The organism is Xanthomarina spongicola, from assembly GCF_003148645.1.
Taxonomy (GTDB): domain Bacteria; phylum Bacteroidota; class Bacteroidia; order Flavobacteriales; family Flavobacteriaceae; genus Xanthomarina; species Xanthomarina spongicola.
Genome location: NZ_QGGP01000004.1, coordinates 135,125 through 151,756 on the forward strand (window position 1 = coordinate 135,125; position 16,632 = coordinate 151,756).

A 16,632-nucleotide genomic window follows, 5' to 3' on the forward strand; every position below is an offset into this window, starting at 1 on the left:
ACCTTATGAGACATTGTTTCTTCATAATAATTACCTGTCTTTTTTTTATTTCATCCTCTTTTTCTCAAACCAAAAGACTTTCAGACGAGGCTGAAATAAGCGTCCTAACCATTGCACCAGGAGCTTCATTAAACGACGCCTTCGGACATAGTGCTTTTAGAATAAAAGACAAGAGATTTGGAATTGATTTGGTTTACAATTATGGTATTTACGATTTTAACACACCTAATTTCTATACCAAGTTTGCTCAAGGAAAGTTAAATTATTTAATAGGAAGGAATTATTACCTAGATTTTTATAACAGTTATGTATATCAAAATAGAACGATTGAAGAACAGTCCTTAAATCTAAGTCAAACTGAAAAGCAGCAGGTTTTTGATTATCTTGAAAACAATTACAAACCTGAAAATAGAGCTTATTTATACGACTTCTTTTTTGACAACTGTGCTACTAGAATTAAAGATGTTTTAGTTAAAAATATCCATAGTTCTATAACATTTAACAATCCCGAAAACTTTCAACCACAAACGTTTAGAACCCTTATCCAAAATCAATTAGATGCTAATTCTTGGGGTTCTGTTGGTATTGATATCGCATTAGGATCTGTTATAGATAGACCTGCCACTCCAGAAGAACACATGTTCCTACCAAAATACATTCACACCTTTTTTGGAGAAGCCACACTAAATACTAGTACTAATCCACTGGTAAAAAGCAATAAGTTGGTATTTAAACAAAAAGAAACTAAAGGGTCTAAACAGATGCTATTCAGTCCCTTTGTAATATTTAGCGTTTTAGGTATTTTAATTATTAGTATAACCTATTTAGATTATAAAAACCAACGTAGAACAAAACTTCTAGACATACTTTTATTTACTATTACTGGACTTATTGGTGTTTTTATCTTATTACTTTGGTTTGCAACAGACCATGAAGCCACTGCTCAAAATTACAACTTACTCTGGGCATTTGCCTTAAATCTTTTTGTTCTAGGACAAGTAGCCAAACAAACACCTAAATTGTGGTTTATTAAGTATTTAAAGTTTTTAATAATTATGCTGTGTTTGCTTACGTTCCATTGGATGGTTGGCATTCAGGTATTTGCCATAGCCTTATTACCTCTGTTTCTAGCTTTAGGTATTAGGTATATGTTTTTGGTTTGGTATTATAAGATGTTGTGAGTCCAATGTCTACATCTTTGCGAGAAGCGCAGCGACGTCTCTCCTCGCAATGATACTCGTTTAGGAAAAACTCGTAATGATTACATGTCGTTGGTTCTTTTACAGGATTGAGACCGTACTAAACACTGAACCTACTGTCCTCTAAAAAACAACATGGTACTTAAGGTTTTTATAATCACATTAGCATCTAAGAAGAAGCTTCTATGTTTAATATAATAAAGATCATATTGAAGTTTTAACAGGCTATCTTCAACTGTAGAGCCATAACGTACTTTTACTTGAGCCCAACCTGTTAAACCTGGTTTGATAATATGTCTAGTCTCATAAAATGGAATGACTTGCGATAATTCTTTTACAAAGTATGGGCGCTCTGGTCTTGGGCCAATCAAACTCATGTCTCCTTTTAAGATATTTAAAAACTGAGGGAATTCATCTAACCTAGAACGTCTTAAGAACTTACCAAAAGGGGTTACACGACTATCATTCTTCTCTGCCCAAACTGCTCCTTGTTTTTCAGCATTTATAATCATAGTTCGAAACTTAATAATAGAAAATACTTCTCCATTTTTTCCCACTCTATCTTGAAAATAAAAAAGAGGTCCACGATTAGCAATTAGATTCCCAATAAAGATGAAAGGTAGAAGACAAAGTCCAATTAGCACACCACTAAAAGAAAAAAGTGTATCGAATAAACGATGATAGAACAAATAAAATTTGTTTTGATTAGATCGGCTAAAAGGAAAGTATTTGTAAAAATCTTTTCCTACAAATTGTACTGGAACACGATAGGTGATGTCTTCGTAAACTTGTGTGTATTCCTTTATAGGAAATCCACGTTCTAACAGTAGAATTAAATCGTTATAAATAGTTGAAGTAATAGTTTCAGCATTATAACTAGCAACAACTATTTCTGAAATATTCTCATTTTTAATTACTTGATGCATTTCATTAGGTTCATACTCTCTAATACCTCTATATTTAATTTTATTTTCCAGAGGTTCTTCGCAGTTAATAAATCCAACTATCTTATAATTAGGATCTGAATTTTTAAATGCATCAACAATAATTTCAATATTAGAAGTTTCACCTACAATTAATACTTTTTTATAAAACCTTGGGGAGGTAATAAAATTTAAATACACTAACCTCCAAATAAAAAGAGCAGAAATAATTGCTAAATAAAAGTATAATATTTGAAGCCGGTTAGTAGGTAAAAAAGGAGTAAAAAAGGGTGTTAACAAATAAAATAAAACAGTTACAGAGGCTGTTAATATAATGTTACCAATAACTTTATCTAATCTACTAGCTTTTTGTAAATCATAAAGTTCAAAAATGGTCCCAAACACACTAATGTATAGTAAAAGTACAACTATCCATGACCAGTTTTCTTTAGTCACTGTAAAATAATCAAAAGTAAATAAGGTACTTACCAAATATAACATACCTAATACAGATAGTATATCTGCAACTCTTAATAGAATTTTACGTTCAGAAATATTAAAATGAATACCTTGCTTTGACATTTATGTTAAAAATAAGAGTAAAGATACTAAGTTAACAAACTTATGCAAGTATTTTTATAATGGGTTTAGTTTTAGTTATTGCTTTAAAAGTTTATATTGGTTGGATGTTGATTTTTATCAAATTTCTTTTGTTTGACAAAAATTTTGGCCGTCTGATTTCCATTTACAATCTCTTTCGCTGGATAAGGGTAGAGTGTTAAAAACTGTAAATAAAATCTAGGTTTATTCCAACTGTTTGCTTTTATCGAGGTAGTTACTTTTCGTTAACTAAGCAATTCTACCCATTTATATTTTATTACATTCCAATCAAATTGCTCTACTTTCTGTCTAGCATTAAATGCTAAGGTATTTGTAGCAACCGGATTATTTAGTAGTTGTTTTATAGCAACTACAAAAGTATCTACATTATTAGGAGGCACTAACAAACCATCCTTTTCATGAGTAATAAGATATGGTAAACCTCCAACATTGGTAGATATTACTGGTAAGCCTAATGCCATAGCTTCAATAACACTCACAGGCATATTATCGAAATTGGTTGTATTTATGAAGATGTTGTAGTCTTTGGCTAAAGCTAACCATTCTTTTTTAGGAAGCTTTCCTGTTATTTTTATTGACACATTTAACTCATTCGCTAATTGCTTTACGGTTTCCATAGAACCATCAGCATCCGGACCCACCATACACAGACTTGCTTGTATGTTATCATCCTGCAATTCTTTTAGAATTTTTACAGCTAACAATGGATTATAGATTGTTGAGAACGAACGCACCCATAATAAATCAACTTTTTGTAATTCTTTTATATGAAATACATATTGATCCATTTCTAAACTATTAGGAATATAATCTACGTTTTGGTAGCCAGAAGCCTCAAATGCTTCTTTTAAGTATATTGAAGGAGATACTAACTTATAGGCAGGTTTAAAGATAACTTGGCACAATTTAGGATTCATTTTTAAACGCATAGGCAGATTACCTCCATGTAAAATTGGAATATACTTTAAACCTAAGAAAGAACATACTAAACTAACACAAAAAGCATAATAAAAATTCTGAGTACTATAAGTATCAATTAGCACCACATCTGTAGTTTTTCTATGCCTGAAACAACTCGAAAGCATATCAAACAATCTATAAACCTTATTAGCTTTAGAGGAAGCATAAACTAAATTAAAGCCTTCCTTTTCCAACTTAGCCCCTAAAGTTCTAATTGCTGAAATATTAGCTGTTCGTTGTTTTAAGTTGTTTCCTATGTAAAGGACGTTTTTCATGTGTAACATTTAATAAGGCAAGGCCATAGATAAAAGCTGGTGCTGCAATTCGCATAGAGGAATGATTAATTGTCGCAAACCAAAAAGCTAAAAAGACATAAAAATAATAATTCTGTTTGTTTGAAGCCCTCATATCAAGGGGTTTAAATAATAGGATTACCAGAATAATAATACCAAAAATCCCGTGTTCAGCTAGAGTTCTGCTAATCTCGTTATGAGAAGTTATACCTTGCCCCTCCTCTTCAATACGCCTATCTTTAGCTCGACTAGACCCAATTCCAAAAAAAGGGTTTGTAATAAAACCTTCTATTTCTCCCAAAAATAATTCTGAGCGACCTGTAGTTAAATCTTTTTTCTCAATCCCAGAAGCGTTTTTATTAGCATACCTCATTTCAGTCAATCCTCGTGTTTGATTAGAACTTATAACCCAAGCTAAAGTTAAAGCACTTATAAATAAAACAAAAACACCCAGTACTTTGTTTCTTACATTAGAACTTGCTTGAGCAAAATAAAATACTAAAAAAATAGCTAAACATAGTACAGCTGCTATTACACCACCTCTACTTAAAGTAACCACTGCACGATAAGAAATAAAAATTAAGAGCAAAATATTTAATAACTTTATCCCAAAATTGGATGAATTTACAAATAACCGAATACCAACAATAATCATACCTAGTCCCAAAGCTGTTGCAACCTGATTTGACCCAAAACCACCTGCTGCTTCACGATTGGATGCTGTACTAGTTAAAACATCACGCAAATCTGGTGCATAAAAATAAACGTATATGGTATGTGCAATAATGGGGAGTAGCATATACAATAGGATCTGAGACATTTGTTTAAATGTCACCTTTTTATCATAACAAAATAACGCAGATAAGCCAAGACAAACAGGGCCGCTTAACACAAAAGCAATATTCGTTCTAAAATTAGCATCAAAACTTAAAGTGGTAGAAGCCACAAAAATTGAGGGTACTAAGAGCATTAAATAAATAAAATACGGATAGCCTTTTCCTGATAAGCCTTTATAAAACATTCCAAATAAAACAAAGACGATTACCATATATTTTCCAGCCTCGTAAGAAATTGCACCTCGCGTAGTTCGAAAAAACACCTCTGCTCCAACAAAGTAAGCACAAGCTTTTAAGACTTCATAAGTTTTTTTATTATCAGCAACCGTAATGATACGATATATAAAATATATTAAAGCTGCAAAAAAGTAAAGCTTTGAGAAGCTCTCATTTAAATAAATTAAAAGCCCAATAACTATATGAAATACTATAGCACTAATATATGTAATGTTGGTTTTCAAAATAAAAAGCTTATATAATTTTGTAGTAAATTTTGATTAACAAATCTTGACATAAAAAGAAAAAAATTGCTTTTTATGGAATACATCAAAAAATCTCTTTATAATCGTTTAAAGGAAATCTATAATGATAACTTTTATTCAATAAGTACAATATAAAGTGTATCATAAAAACAGGTAAATAAGGTCTAAAATTAGTTAAAAACTTATCGTAGGTTTTATTAGAATAATTACAAATTAAAAAAGGCACTGTATTTGGGTTCAAATAATTCCTATAGACACTAGATTCATAAGAATTTTCTTCTTCTAGGAAAGAATTGAATGTTAATTTTTTTCCTTCTCTTAATATTTGATAAAATTCAATAACAGACAGTGGTTTTTCGTTATAATAAAACATAATTCCATAAGACACATCAACAAACACCCATTTATTTAATTCCTTAATATATACTTCATTATAAGAATGTCCTCCATACTCTTCTTCATAAGGAGCTCTAGTTGACCCCCATTCTCTAACTTGAATATCATTTATCACACAAAAATTATTAAATATTTGTGCCATATCACTACATACACCTCCTTTACCCGCAAGCATTATTTTAAGAGCTTCTTCTGAAGGGACACTTAAACCTGGCCCTCCTTTGATATGTTTAACAAGCCATTTGTTTAATTTTTTAACACGCTCTAAGTCTGAACTTGGCAATCCATCCAAAAAAACTAAATCATTTATCTCGTAAAAATATTTTGGTATCTCTTTCTTTTCATTTATATCATTATACGAATAAGCCTCAATTTCATGAATATTTGAATTTTTAGAGAGCAATTTAAATCGAGACCTATATAAAAATGGGTGCCGTTTAAATGTCCAAAGTATCTTTTTTAAAATCATTAATGATGTATATATTTATCGTAATTGCTAAAAATATGTATTTTTTTTTTCTTATACCTAATAAATCAACACTTTAGAACTTTAAAATTCTATAGATTTCTTATTGCAACATGTGCATAATAACTATTTGCTGTTTTACTGCTGGCTATAGCTTTAAATTTAATATTGTAACAAAACGGTAAACTTCAAAGGTTATAAATTCATGCAATACTCTAGAAAATAAATCTTGTTGTAATTTTAGAATTCATATATAAATTTAATAATTATTTGTTTTCAAAATAAACAATCTGTTTTTTAAGGTAAAACCAAAGCCATCTTCTACCTTTAATAGCAGCAAATTTACTAAAGCCTGCTTTTTCTATTCCTTTTATTGAAGGAATATTGTTATTGTTAACAACAATAAAAACATCCTCAATTCCTTTATTTAAAGTTTCAAAAGCAATTTTATTAATGACTTGTGGATAAATAGATCGCCCTCGATACAATTTATTAGTATAACAATCTCCAATTACTGGTCCCTTTTTTTTTAATAGTTTCAGGAGGAATACTTTATCAAATAAGTAACTTACGTGTACCACTATATTACTTTCTATTATAGTGTAACACCATTTGTTTTTTTTACGAGCTTTTTCAATTTCATATCCAAAATTTGGCACATTAAATTCAACGTAATGACCCATTTTATAAATAAGGACATCGATATGTCTGACTCGAAATCTATTTATTAATTTTTTCATTATTTAAAGCGTGCTAATAATTTTGATACTTGAGCTTTATATGGCTTTAAATATGTATTAAATATTTTAAATATTTTATAATGCAATGGCTTTAATATTATATGATAATGCGAATCTTCGAAAAAGATAGTTTCGGCTCCAAATTTAGTTTTAAAATCCTGAACTCCTTTTGATCCCCCAACTGATATGTTATAACCTTTATGTCCATTTTCAAATGCCTTTTTAACAGCTTCCCACTGTAGCATATAACCCAATTTTAAATCTGGTTTTTCTTTTATTACACCAGCCATTACATTGGTTGTGTATCCTCCTGTCATTATATAAAATCCAGATGCCTTAACCTCTCCATCTACATAAATGTTAAGAAAATATGCTTGATTTGAATTTATCAATCTCAAAATAGAATTCTTAACATCCTTAAATGCACGTATTTCATAACCATTTTCTTTAGCGTTAAATTCAAAAATATTATACCCTTTTTTCAATTCAACTTCATTGGTTACATTTAAAATTTCAGTATTTTTTTTGTATGGTAAACGAACATATTGTCTCACTTTTGAAGTTAAGCTTTTTAAGTAGCTGTCTGGATTGGAATGCTCTGAAAAGTCCATCCAATTTAGGCCGTAGGAACAATATACATAATTAAATAATTTACCAGTTTTAAATTTATTCTCAAAGAATTTAACTACACTTGGGTCAAAAACAAAATCTTTTATTTTACAATTACTAGAAATAGGTAAACTAACTTGTGCATAACAACAATCAAGTAATTTTGCTCTTGTCCCAATCTGTTCTAAAATCTCTGCTAGATAGTATTCATGTCCTTTATTTACTATAGGTCCATGGGGAATGATATAAAACTTAAAAAATAAGAACTTTGGAATTAGTGCGCCATAGCCTCCAATAATTTTGTCGTTTTCTAAAAATAAACCTAATTCATAATCAAAACCATAAGACTTATATGAATTAAGCCAATCAGATAATATTAAATGACTCCCTTTTGGATTATTAGCTACGAAAACATCCCATTTCTCAAGCCATACTTTTTCCTTAGTAAAAATAAACTTTATCATTGCACTTTTCTATAAGCTAATTGATTTTTATCTATAATTAACATCTCTCCTAGTTCATTACATTCAAATGTTACCATAGCAAAACTTTGTAAATGAACAATTAATTCTTTTAACGTTGGGTTCCAAATATCTTTAGAAGCGATTTTATGTGACAAATAACTAAAGTTCTCTTCCACTTGTTTATCAATTTCATTACTTTTCTCAAACAGTTTACCGTGATGATAATTTAATGGCGCCGAAAAATAAGTATGTGCGATAAAAAGACCGTTTTCTTTAATGAGTAAATCAATATTGTTTTGATTAAGCCCCAACTTGAAATCTATCATTTCTATGGTTTGAAAAACGGTAAAAGTATCATTTAAAATATCCTGATTAAAAATAACAGGATTATATCTAGCTAAAGGATAAACCTGATTTTTTCTAGTTTTCCAAAATAAGAGAATGGGAATTAACAGTTTTATTAATTTAAACATGACTACTAAAACTCTTAAATGACTATTAATCGATTTTTTATGTTTTATATTTTTAAAATATTTAGCAACATCTCTATAGATTCTTAAACTGTATTCTGTATTATAATAATGAAAAACAACATTTTTAATAAACATTGGTATTTGCTCCTTCAATTTTAAATGCTTAATGCCATTATAAAAAGAATGTAATGTAAATTGATTAGGGTTTAATTGATTTATGACTCCTTTTACAGCAGTTCCAGAATCAGTATAATTCCAGAATGTATTAATACCATTATTTTTTAATGATGACCCATAATGATTACTAATACGGTCAAAATTTTTATAAAGTGAAACATTATAAGGCTGAAAACCATGATCTATCCATGTACTTATACCTTTAAAAGGTGGCGCAAATGATTCAAAATCATTTAAGCTTTCATCTAAGGGCTTAATAGATTGTGACAAAGAATGGTAAGCCAATTCATGGTCATCATCTTGCCAAGCACTTATCTCCTGATTATGAATTTCAAAACAAGCTGTATCTGACCTTTTTGAGAAATGATTTAAAAAAAAGCCTTTAGTAATTTTTATATTATAAGTCTTAAAAAATTGCCGTTGTTGTTTCAGATTAATTAATGTATCAAAATCGCAGTGATCTGTAAAACAGGCTATGGCTGAAAATGGTATTTTAGACCTACTAATTTCAATGCTACTTTCAATAGGAAACAGAAGAGCTAATGGGCTTAATAAACGATGTTTAGAAACTGCTTGTACTATCTGCTTAGAATTATTAAAACCATATTCTACTAATGGATTCGCATTTTCTAAATTAAAGTGCCAGTTTAATATTCTCGAATTCTTCTTATTAACTTCCCAAATACCAATATGTTGATTGGCTTGTACTAGCTGGTTATTATTAAGACGTAAAATTTTAGGAGCATACCAATTTGATAATTCCGTTTGTTCTAAACTTTTCCATGTATAACCATGACTCCTAAATTGTATAATAGGGATTTTAAATTCTATTTGAATGGTTATCGACAAATCATTCATAAATGAAGAGTCTATCTCCACTTTATGTGCGTGCGTCTTAATAAATTCAAGATTTATTTCAGAATTATCCTTTAAAAGCGTTATAGATTTAATCATAAAATAGGCACCAATTCAATTCATAATTGCTTTTAGATTCTTTATTAAAAAAGAGTTTTAAAATGAGTTAGAAGCAAATTACAAGAAAAAGTTAAAAGTATAAAAACTAAATTGAATATACTTTCAGTATGACTTAAAAATGTCCATATACTGTTATTAATAATAGGTTATATTAATCACTTAAAAGAATTTCATCTTTAATACGCTGATTATAAAAAGCATAACTAAACTTAGCTAATTCCTTATTATCTAAATTGACTAAATTAAAATATTCTGTTTGATGTAGATTTAAAAAATACCTCAATACTTTAACAACACCTTCTGCATTTAGAGTTTCTATTAAAAAACCATTTTTATTATCTTTAATATAATGACCTATAGATGAAACATTAGAAACAATAGGAACACATCCATAATTCATAGCTTCTGCTATTACTTTAGGAAACCCTTCAGAAGCTGAAGGCAAGATGATGGCATGTGACTTTCTATATATGTCATGCACCTCTATTCTTGATAAAAAACCATGAAATTCAAATGGCAAATTTATATCTTTTATTTTCTTTTTATATTCTGTAATTCGCTTACCTTCTCCTACCAAATGAATGGTTCCTATTTTTAAAAGTTCTTCAGGTTCTAAAGATTGTATAGCTTCTATTATTAAATCTAATCCCTTGGCAGCTTCTAAGCGTCCAACAAAACAAAACTGTAATGGAAATTGAAATATTTTATTTGCAATGGTTTGCTTCCCTAATTCAATTTCATCCTTAGTTAAACAAGGATTTTCAAATGTTTTACATTGCTTTGGTTGATCGTTCCACATACCATTTATAGTCACTGTCCGTTTTTGCTGCTTTAAAAGCCAACGCTGAAAGCTATAAGCCATTGTTGCATTTTGTTGCTTCCAATTACCAGCATATTTAAACCAACCCTTTTTTTTGCTTAAAAAAATTAAATATGGAATCACATAAACACCAATTCCTGTTGGTGCTCTAAACTGAAAATAATCTGTTTCTTCAACTGCTTTTCTAATGGTATTTAGAATATGAGGTGCTTTGAAAACAATTGCCATTTTATCATTAATACTTGTGCCTCCAACAGCTGGCAAAGCTACGAATGTTATTTTATCTGAGAGATAAGGCAAAGCGCTTGGAGGTGGTACAGAATCATGAAGCATGGCTACATGAATTACCATATCAAAAATTTCTAGTAAATGATTAATTTCTGTAACTGTAGAGCCCAATCCAACAATACTACCATCTGAATTTTTATAATGTTCGGTATGTGAAATTATTGTCAAACTTTTCATGGTATCAAAGCAATATAACGTTTAATTAACTGGCTCCAATCATGTTGTTTTGCCCATTCTCTAGAATTTTCCTGAAATACTAGTTTATTTTCTAAGATGTTATCCAAACTGTTTTTTAAAGCTTTGCTATCGTTTCCCTCAATTAAAAATCCAGTAATTCCATTATCAATGGCATCTTCTATACCACAATTTTTAGCACCTATAGCAGGAATTCCAATAGCATTTGCTTCCAGGATTGCTATGCCAAACCCTTCAACATCTCCAGTAACACTTTCTTGACTTAACATAACAAACACGTCGGTTGAAGAAAGTACTCGTTTCAAATCATCATTATTTAAAACACCATGAAAGGTGATGTGTTTATCGACTCCTATTCGTTTTGCTTCATCCAAAAAAGCTTCAGCTTCACTTGTAATCCCAACACAGTGGTAGTGTATTTCCGGATAATCATTTAACAAATCTGGCAGCATTTTTATTACTTGCAATTGACCTTTTCGAATGCTCACACGTCCCACTGTTGTAATAACAGGAAATCCTTTTAATGGTATTTTTAAAATATTAGTAGTCCATTGATTTGAATCAATTCCGTTAGGTATTACTTCTACATCCTTTTTTAAATGAGTGACTAATTGTTTGGTGTAGTTTGAAACAGCTACTATACGATCAAATCGTTTTAAAGAAACATTAATAGCTTTTCGCAAACTTGAAGATTTAAAATTAACTTCTGTCCCATGAATTACAGCCATGCTTGGACGCTTGACAAACAATGTGCATAAAGCCACATTCCAAAGAGAAAATTTTCCTGTAGCAATAATAAAATCGCCTTTTATAATTGTATGTAAGGTTTTAATAATTCTATTCACATACATCAAAACTCGAAGTTTCTTCAATGAAATTCTTTCAACTAAAAAAGGTAAGGTTGTATCGAACTTTATTTCAGCTTCATTTAATGCTGCACGCTGATCGGCAATTACTGTCACCTCATAATTGTTTTTAGATAAATACAATGCCAAATTATAGGCATGATTGCCTATTCCTCCTGGTTGTGGAGGAAATTCTGATGTAACAATTACGATATGTTTCATTTTCGTACTCAAACAAGAAAATCAACTATTGGTCCTTCTTTTATTTTTTCACTAGCAAGGCTCCAAGATTTAAAGACTTGATAAAACACAATTGGAAGAAGAACAATTGTAAATAAAACACCTAACACTAGCAAAGGTTTATTTTTTTTAAACTGATATGGCATTATAGAAAGTGGTATGGTTCTTAATAATGTCAATCTTGCAGCCTGATTACCATAATATCTCCTAAAATAATATAAAACACTTGGAATAGGTCTAGGAGCAAAAAATGTAGAAGGTCTAAATGCATCCCAGCTCCCCATTTCTCTTAAGCCACCAGTTGCAGCTTTTACATCTATACATGAAGCAAAAGGGTTGGAAACACTTTTAATTCCATCTAAATAAACTCGCATTCCAAACTCACCATCTCCCATCCTTTGTTTTTCAAATTGCCTATCAAATAGTCCAACTCTTTTAAAAACATGTTTATAAAGCATGGCATTACCTGTTGCAAATTGAGAAGCAATAGCAAAAAAAGAGCGCTCTTTTGGGATTTGTTGTCCTTCAGGATAAAATACACCAGCTGAAACTTGTGCATCAAAAAAATCAAGGCATTTTAAATGATTAGAAATCCAATGAGGTTGTATTCTAACATCATCTTCAGAAAGCGCTATCAAATCACCTTTAGACATTTTAATGGCTGTATTTCTTGCTAACCATAATGCTTTTTCTTTTTGATTGATGACATTCATATCTAATTTAAAATCTTTATAAAAATCTAGATTAAAAGCGTCAGACTGATCAACAACAATTACTTCAAAATTAGTGTAATCTTGTTGCTCTAAATCCTTTAAAACATCTTTGAGATAATTATACCTATTTAAAGTAGGGATTACGACACTAACTTTCGGGTTTCGTTCAATTAATGAAGATTTATAATCTTCCCAACTATCATAATTAATGGATTCACTTATATTTAATGCTCTGGTTGTATGCCTTGTTTTAAACCAATATCGAATTTCTTTAAACGGATTATGCAATGAAAAAATACGAATCATCATGACATAAAACACCCAAATTGGATGAAAATTCTTTCTTATAAAGTGGTAATTGTCATATAATGAATCGTGTTCAAAATTAGTATATGTTGGTAGATTCCCTATGTAACCTTTTTGAATTGCTTGCCATGACAAATCATAATTCTGTGCAATTTCTGATTGATATGCTCTATCAACCAATAGTTGTTTCTTTACAAAATCTGGCAAGTGCTCTATAACGGGAAATACCGATAAACCCATTGCAGTTTTAACCTGAAAATAATGGGTAGGCTGTAAATATTTTAAAAATCTAAATAACATTAAATAGTCTCGGGTAAGGTCGCATTCTGCACAACGCCTTTTAAATAATCAGGATATAATTTTTCTTTAGGCATTAAAAGTAGATGGCATTTACCTCTCGTTTTTATCGTCTCAGCATTGGTTAACTCCTCACCTGTCTTTAAATACCAAGCCTTATATTCTTGTTCCTTACACCAATCTATCATCATTTGGCCTGAAGCTTCCATGCCTAAATCAACAATATCATGCATTTCTATAAAGAATGAACATTGTGTTTCTTTTGCTAAATTTATAGCAGCTTCCATAACTAAAGTTTCTGCTCCTTCAACATCAATTTTTACTAAATCTGGTTTTACATCATAATAACGATACAAATAATCCAGAGTAACAGTTTTTACATTTATAAATGAATTCATCGACGAAGCCGTTTGAGCATGTGTTGGGTGCATGCTTCCAGCAGCACCAGAACCAACCGTATAAAATTTTACTTCATCATCTAATTTATTTCCTACAAAAGCTGAAAAATATTGTGCTTGATGACCTAAACCATTTTCAATAATATTTAGTGCAGCTATACCTAATGCTTTCGGATTAGGATCAACTAAAACGATACGTTTATCTGGATTTTGAATCAAAGCCAATAAGGCTGTATAACCAATATTACAACCAATATCAAAAATAACATCATGATGTTTGGCTAAATAAAACCACCATGCGTCATCCTGATCTACTTTTCCTCTAATAGTCCCAGGAATCACTTTTAAATGAAAACCACTAAGCTGTTTTGAAACAAACTTATGTTCTTGGCCTTTTACTTTGTAGAATATTTCTTTTAAAATGTTTTTAATGCGCATTGGAATTTATTATAATTCAATTTCTAGTCAACGAAAATAGACAATTATTTAGTTTTATTGAAAATTGTAAGGTATAGAAAATGAATATAAATATCTTAACTCTCATTAAATGGTTTTATTTTCTTTATAAAACTCAATAAATTCTAATTGCTGTTTTTCTATATTAAATTGTTGTTGAACACGTATAATAGCTGCATCTCTAATCTGCTGTTTTTTTGTCTTTGATAGACCTATTGTGTCTTTAATTTTAGATGCCAATAAATCAGGCTGACGCTTAGGTACTACCCAACCTGTTTGTCCATCAAGAATATTTTCTGCTAAACCTTCAGCATCAGAAACAATACAAAGTAAACCCATTGCTTGGGCCTCTAAAACTGCATTACAGAATCCTTCCTGTACACTGTATTGTACATAGATATGAGACTTTAACAATTCCTTTTTTACATCTTTTGGATCTAATTTTCCCTTAAATATAACCTGATCTTTCAACCCCAATTGATAAACAGCAAATTTTAATGCTTCTTCTTCAAAACCTGCTCCAATGATGGTATATTCAAATAGAATACCTTCCTTTTTCAATATTGATAAAGCTTGTAAAGTATAATCCAATCCTTTCTTCCAATGTAACCTGCCGACCGTAACAATTCTTACGAGATCGCTTTCTGTTTTTTGTTCAGGCGCCAAAAAATAGGACGTATTAATTGCTGGAGTAATTTTAACCAATGGCACCTGCCCTTTGAATCCTTGATCATGTACAAGTTGGGCAATATCGTCAGATATGACATGGATTTTAGAAACCTTATCCCACAACTTCTGATAACAATGAGGATGTTTGATGGGATACACACCAATATCAAAACCTCTAAAACTCACAGCCATTTTAGTTTTTGAGGCAGCTGCCACATTCTGACAATCCATTACCAAAGTACCAAATCCAAAGTGCAACCAGTCTAGTTCATACTTAAACATAGGTGCATTATTATAAATACGCTTAAAGATTCTCGACCACGTTGTGCCATCCTCACGTTCCAAAGCTATGTAATGCTTTATGGTTTTAAAATGTGGTAATAATTTCAAATACTCCAACCACATACGAAAAACCTGCTTGATCTTGGATGGAGATCTTTCTGGCAATAAATAAACAGGGCAATCGTTAAAATTTTCAGGATTGTTAGTGCAAAATAAAATAACTTGATGTCCTGACTTTTGTAAACCTTCAATTTTAGATCTAAAAAAAGTTTCTGTATATCCTGGCCCGGAAGGCAATACCAATCCTATTTTCATAAGTTATCTACTGTTATCTTATGATACAAATCTAACATTTCGGTAATCATGGCTTCCATTGAATGCTGTTGCTCTATAAAAGTTCTTGCATTTAGAATCATGGTTTGATACGTTTCTAATGATAATGTTGTGACTTCTTCAATAACGCCTGCCATTGCTTCTACATTTCTTATTGGGACTAGATAACCTGTTTGAGATGTCTTTACAACTTCTGACATGCCACCACAATCTGAGCTGATGACCAATGTTCCTAACATCATAGATTCTAAAACCACATTAGCTATGCCTTCTTTCAAGCTTGGTAAAAGGAGGATGTCTGCTCTTTTCATTGCTATTTGAACCTCGTTAAACGGTAGAGTCTTAATAAAACTGACATTTTCTTGTAATTGGAGTTGCTCGCGTTGAAAAAACAAACCTTCATTGTCATCCATTCCTATAATGCTATAATGAAAATCAATATTTTTACTTTTTAAAACAAACATGACATCCAAAGCCAAACTATAATTTTTAATCCAATGATTTCTTCCAACAGATAAAATATTTAATGTCCCTTTTGGGGCTACTTTTTTCAATTCAAAAGGATAGTCTTTTCCACTCAAACCACTCTTAACAACCTTTATACGCTCCAATGGAGCTCCATAATTAGTCGCCTCTATCGCTATGGCGTTTGAAACTGCGTGAAATGCATCCACTTTTGGAAAGTTCTTTTGATACATGGCGGCCAATTCAGGATCAGCAATTGGTGAATAATTAATGTGAGCACCACGCAAGCTTAACACCAGTTTCATGCCAAAATTCTGAACCCAAATCCAATCTTCAAGTCCTTTGGCCCATTGAACATGGAATACATCTGGTTGATGGTATAGTACTGGGTAAAATTTTAATTGCCATAATAATTTATTTGTATACTTCTCATTTATTATAACATCTAAGGCTTTTTTTTCTTTGGATTTAAAAAGAAATAATAACATGCTGTACTTTAGTAACACATAAAGCTTATGCCATTTCTTACCATGTACAAAATAATGTATGTTTTTATGTTGGATGGGTTTTCCAGAATCTGCTCCAAAAATATAAATATGGGCATCAGCCTCTACCAAACCTTTTATCAAGCGCTCAATAAAAGTGGTACTAGCACTAACTCCTGAATATATGGCTACTGTAGGATGTTTTTTCAAAACTTAAATTAAAAAC

At 30.7% G+C, this 16,632-nt stretch carries 14 protein-coding genes; 1 reads left to right on the top strand and 13 read right to left on the bottom strand.

Going from position 1 to position 16,632, the window contains the following annotated elements; all coding sequences use genetic code 11:
- The first annotated feature begins 5 nt into the window (after positions 1-5).
- Entirely contained in the window at positions 6-1,181 is a 1,176-nt protein-coding gene (locus LX78_RS09450; RefSeq protein WP_109682421.1) for a lipoprotein N-acyltransferase Lnb domain-containing protein, read from the top strand.
- Between the two features lie 131 nt (positions 1,182-1,312).
- On the opposite strand, the gene LX78_RS09455 is transcribed toward LX78_RS09450, so the two are convergent.
- The 13 genes from LX78_RS09455 to LX78_RS09515 form a co-directional block, all read right to left on the bottom strand.
- Entirely contained in the window at positions 1,313-2,704 is a 1,392-nt protein-coding gene (locus LX78_RS09455; RefSeq protein ID WP_109682422.1) for a sugar transferase, read from the bottom strand.
- Positions 2,705-2,967: 263 nt separating this feature from the next.
- Positions 2,968-3,978, bottom strand: a complete 1,011-nt coding sequence (locus LX78_RS09460) for a glycosyltransferase family 4 protein (protein ID WP_170109833.1) — start codon at positions 3,976-3,978, stop codon at positions 2,968-2,970.
- Entirely contained in the window at positions 3,929-5,293 is a 1,365-nt protein-coding gene (locus LX78_RS09465) for an O-antigen ligase family protein (RefSeq protein WP_245881509.1), read from the bottom strand. Before LX78_RS09465 ends, LX78_RS09460 begins: the two co-directional genes overlap by 50 nt.
- 85 nt (positions 5,294-5,378) lie before the next feature.
- On the bottom strand, positions 5,379-6,179 hold the full coding sequence (locus LX78_RS09470; RefSeq protein WP_109682423.1) for a transglutaminase-like domain-containing protein: 801 nt from the start codon (positions 6,177-6,179) through the stop codon (positions 5,379-5,381).
- Between the two features lie 263 nt (positions 6,180-6,442).
- Positions 6,443-6,916 (bottom strand): hypothetical protein, encoded by a 474-nt coding sequence (locus tag LX78_RS09475; protein ID WP_109682424.1) that lies wholly within the window; start codon positions 6,914-6,916, stop codon positions 6,443-6,445.
- Positions 6,916-7,989: a peptidoglycan bridge formation glycyltransferase FemA/FemB family protein gene (locus LX78_RS09480; RefSeq protein WP_109682425.1), complete on the bottom strand. Its 1,074-nt coding sequence runs from the start codon at positions 7,987-7,989 to the stop codon at positions 6,916-6,918. Before LX78_RS09480 ends, LX78_RS09475 begins: the two co-directional genes overlap by 1 nt.
- Positions 7,986-9,593: a hypothetical protein gene (locus tag LX78_RS09485; RefSeq protein ID WP_109682426.1), complete on the bottom strand. Its 1,608-nt coding sequence runs from the start codon at positions 9,591-9,593 to the stop codon at positions 7,986-7,988. Before LX78_RS09485 ends, LX78_RS09480 begins: the two co-directional genes overlap by 4 nt.
- A 172-nt stretch (positions 9,594-9,765) precedes the next feature.
- Complete coding sequence (locus LX78_RS09490; protein ID WP_245881510.1) at positions 9,766-10,890, bottom strand: glycosyltransferase; 1,125 nt, start codon at positions 10,888-10,890, stop codon at positions 9,766-9,768.
- A 5-nt stretch (positions 10,891-10,895) separates the two neighbouring features.
- Positions 10,896-11,984 carry a glycosyltransferase family 4 protein gene (locus LX78_RS09495; RefSeq protein ID WP_109682428.1) on the bottom strand — a complete coding sequence of 363 codons (1,089 nt, stop codon included), beginning with the start codon at positions 11,982-11,984 and terminating at the stop codon, positions 10,896-10,898.
- Between the two features lie 8 nt (positions 11,985-11,992).
- The gene (locus tag LX78_RS09500) at positions 11,993-13,261 is read right to left on the bottom strand and encodes a glycosyltransferase family 2 protein (protein ID WP_245881511.1); all 1,269 of its coding nucleotides are present in this window, start codon (positions 13,259-13,261) and stop codon (positions 11,993-11,995) included.
- A gap of 59 nt (positions 13,262-13,320) precedes the next feature.
- Complete coding sequence (locus LX78_RS09505; protein ID WP_109682430.1) at positions 13,321-14,154, bottom strand: FkbM family methyltransferase; 834 nt, start codon at positions 14,152-14,154, stop codon at positions 13,321-13,323.
- 105 nt (positions 14,155-14,259) lie between these two features.
- Entirely contained in the window at positions 14,260-15,438 is a 1,179-nt protein-coding gene (locus tag LX78_RS09510; protein ID WP_109682431.1) for a glycosyltransferase family 4 protein, read from the bottom strand.
- Positions 15,435-16,616 carry a glycosyltransferase family 4 protein gene (locus LX78_RS09515; RefSeq protein WP_109682432.1) on the bottom strand — a complete coding sequence of 394 codons (1,182 nt, stop codon included), beginning with the start codon at positions 16,614-16,616 and terminating at the stop codon, positions 15,435-15,437. Before LX78_RS09515 ends, LX78_RS09510 begins: the two co-directional genes overlap by 4 nt.
- Between the last annotated feature and the right edge of the window lie 16 nt (positions 16,617-16,632).

Coding starts and splice junctions, on each gene's coding strand:
- LX78_RS09450 (WP_109682421.1), top strand. CDS start 6: ATGAGACATTGTTTCTTCATAATAATTACCTGTCTTTTTTTTATTTCA.
- LX78_RS09455 (WP_109682422.1), bottom strand. CDS start 2,704: ATGTCAAAGCAAGGTATTCATTTTAATATTTCTGAACGTAAAATTCTA.
- LX78_RS09460 (WP_170109833.1), bottom strand. CDS start 3,978: ATGAAAAACGTCCTTTACATAGGAAACAACTTAAAACAACGAACAGCT.
- LX78_RS09470 (WP_109682423.1), bottom strand. CDS start 6,179: ATGATTTTAAAAAAGATACTTTGGACATTTAAACGGCACCCATTTTTA.
- LX78_RS09475 (WP_109682424.1), bottom strand. CDS start 6,916: ATGAAAAAATTAATAAATAGATTTCGAGTCAGACATATCGATGTCCTT.
- LX78_RS09480 (WP_109682425.1), bottom strand. CDS start 7,989: ATGATAAAGTTTATTTTTACTAAGGAAAAAGTATGGCTTGAGAAATGG.
- LX78_RS09485 (WP_109682426.1), bottom strand. CDS start 9,593: ATGATTAAATCTATAACGCTTTTAAAGGATAATTCTGAAATAAATCTT.
- LX78_RS09495 (WP_109682428.1), bottom strand. CDS start 11,984: ATGAAACATATCGTAATTGTTACATCAGAATTTCCTCCACAACCAGGA.
- LX78_RS09500 (WP_245881511.1), bottom strand. CDS start 13,261: ATGGGTTTATCGGTATTTCCCGTTATAGAGCACTTGCCAGATTTTGTA.
- LX78_RS09505 (WP_109682430.1), bottom strand. CDS start 14,154: ATGCGCATTAAAAACATTTTAAAAGAAATATTCTACAAAGTAAAAGGC.
- LX78_RS09510 (WP_109682431.1), bottom strand. CDS start 15,438: ATGAAAATAGGATTGGTATTGCCTTCCGGGCCAGGATATACAGAAACT.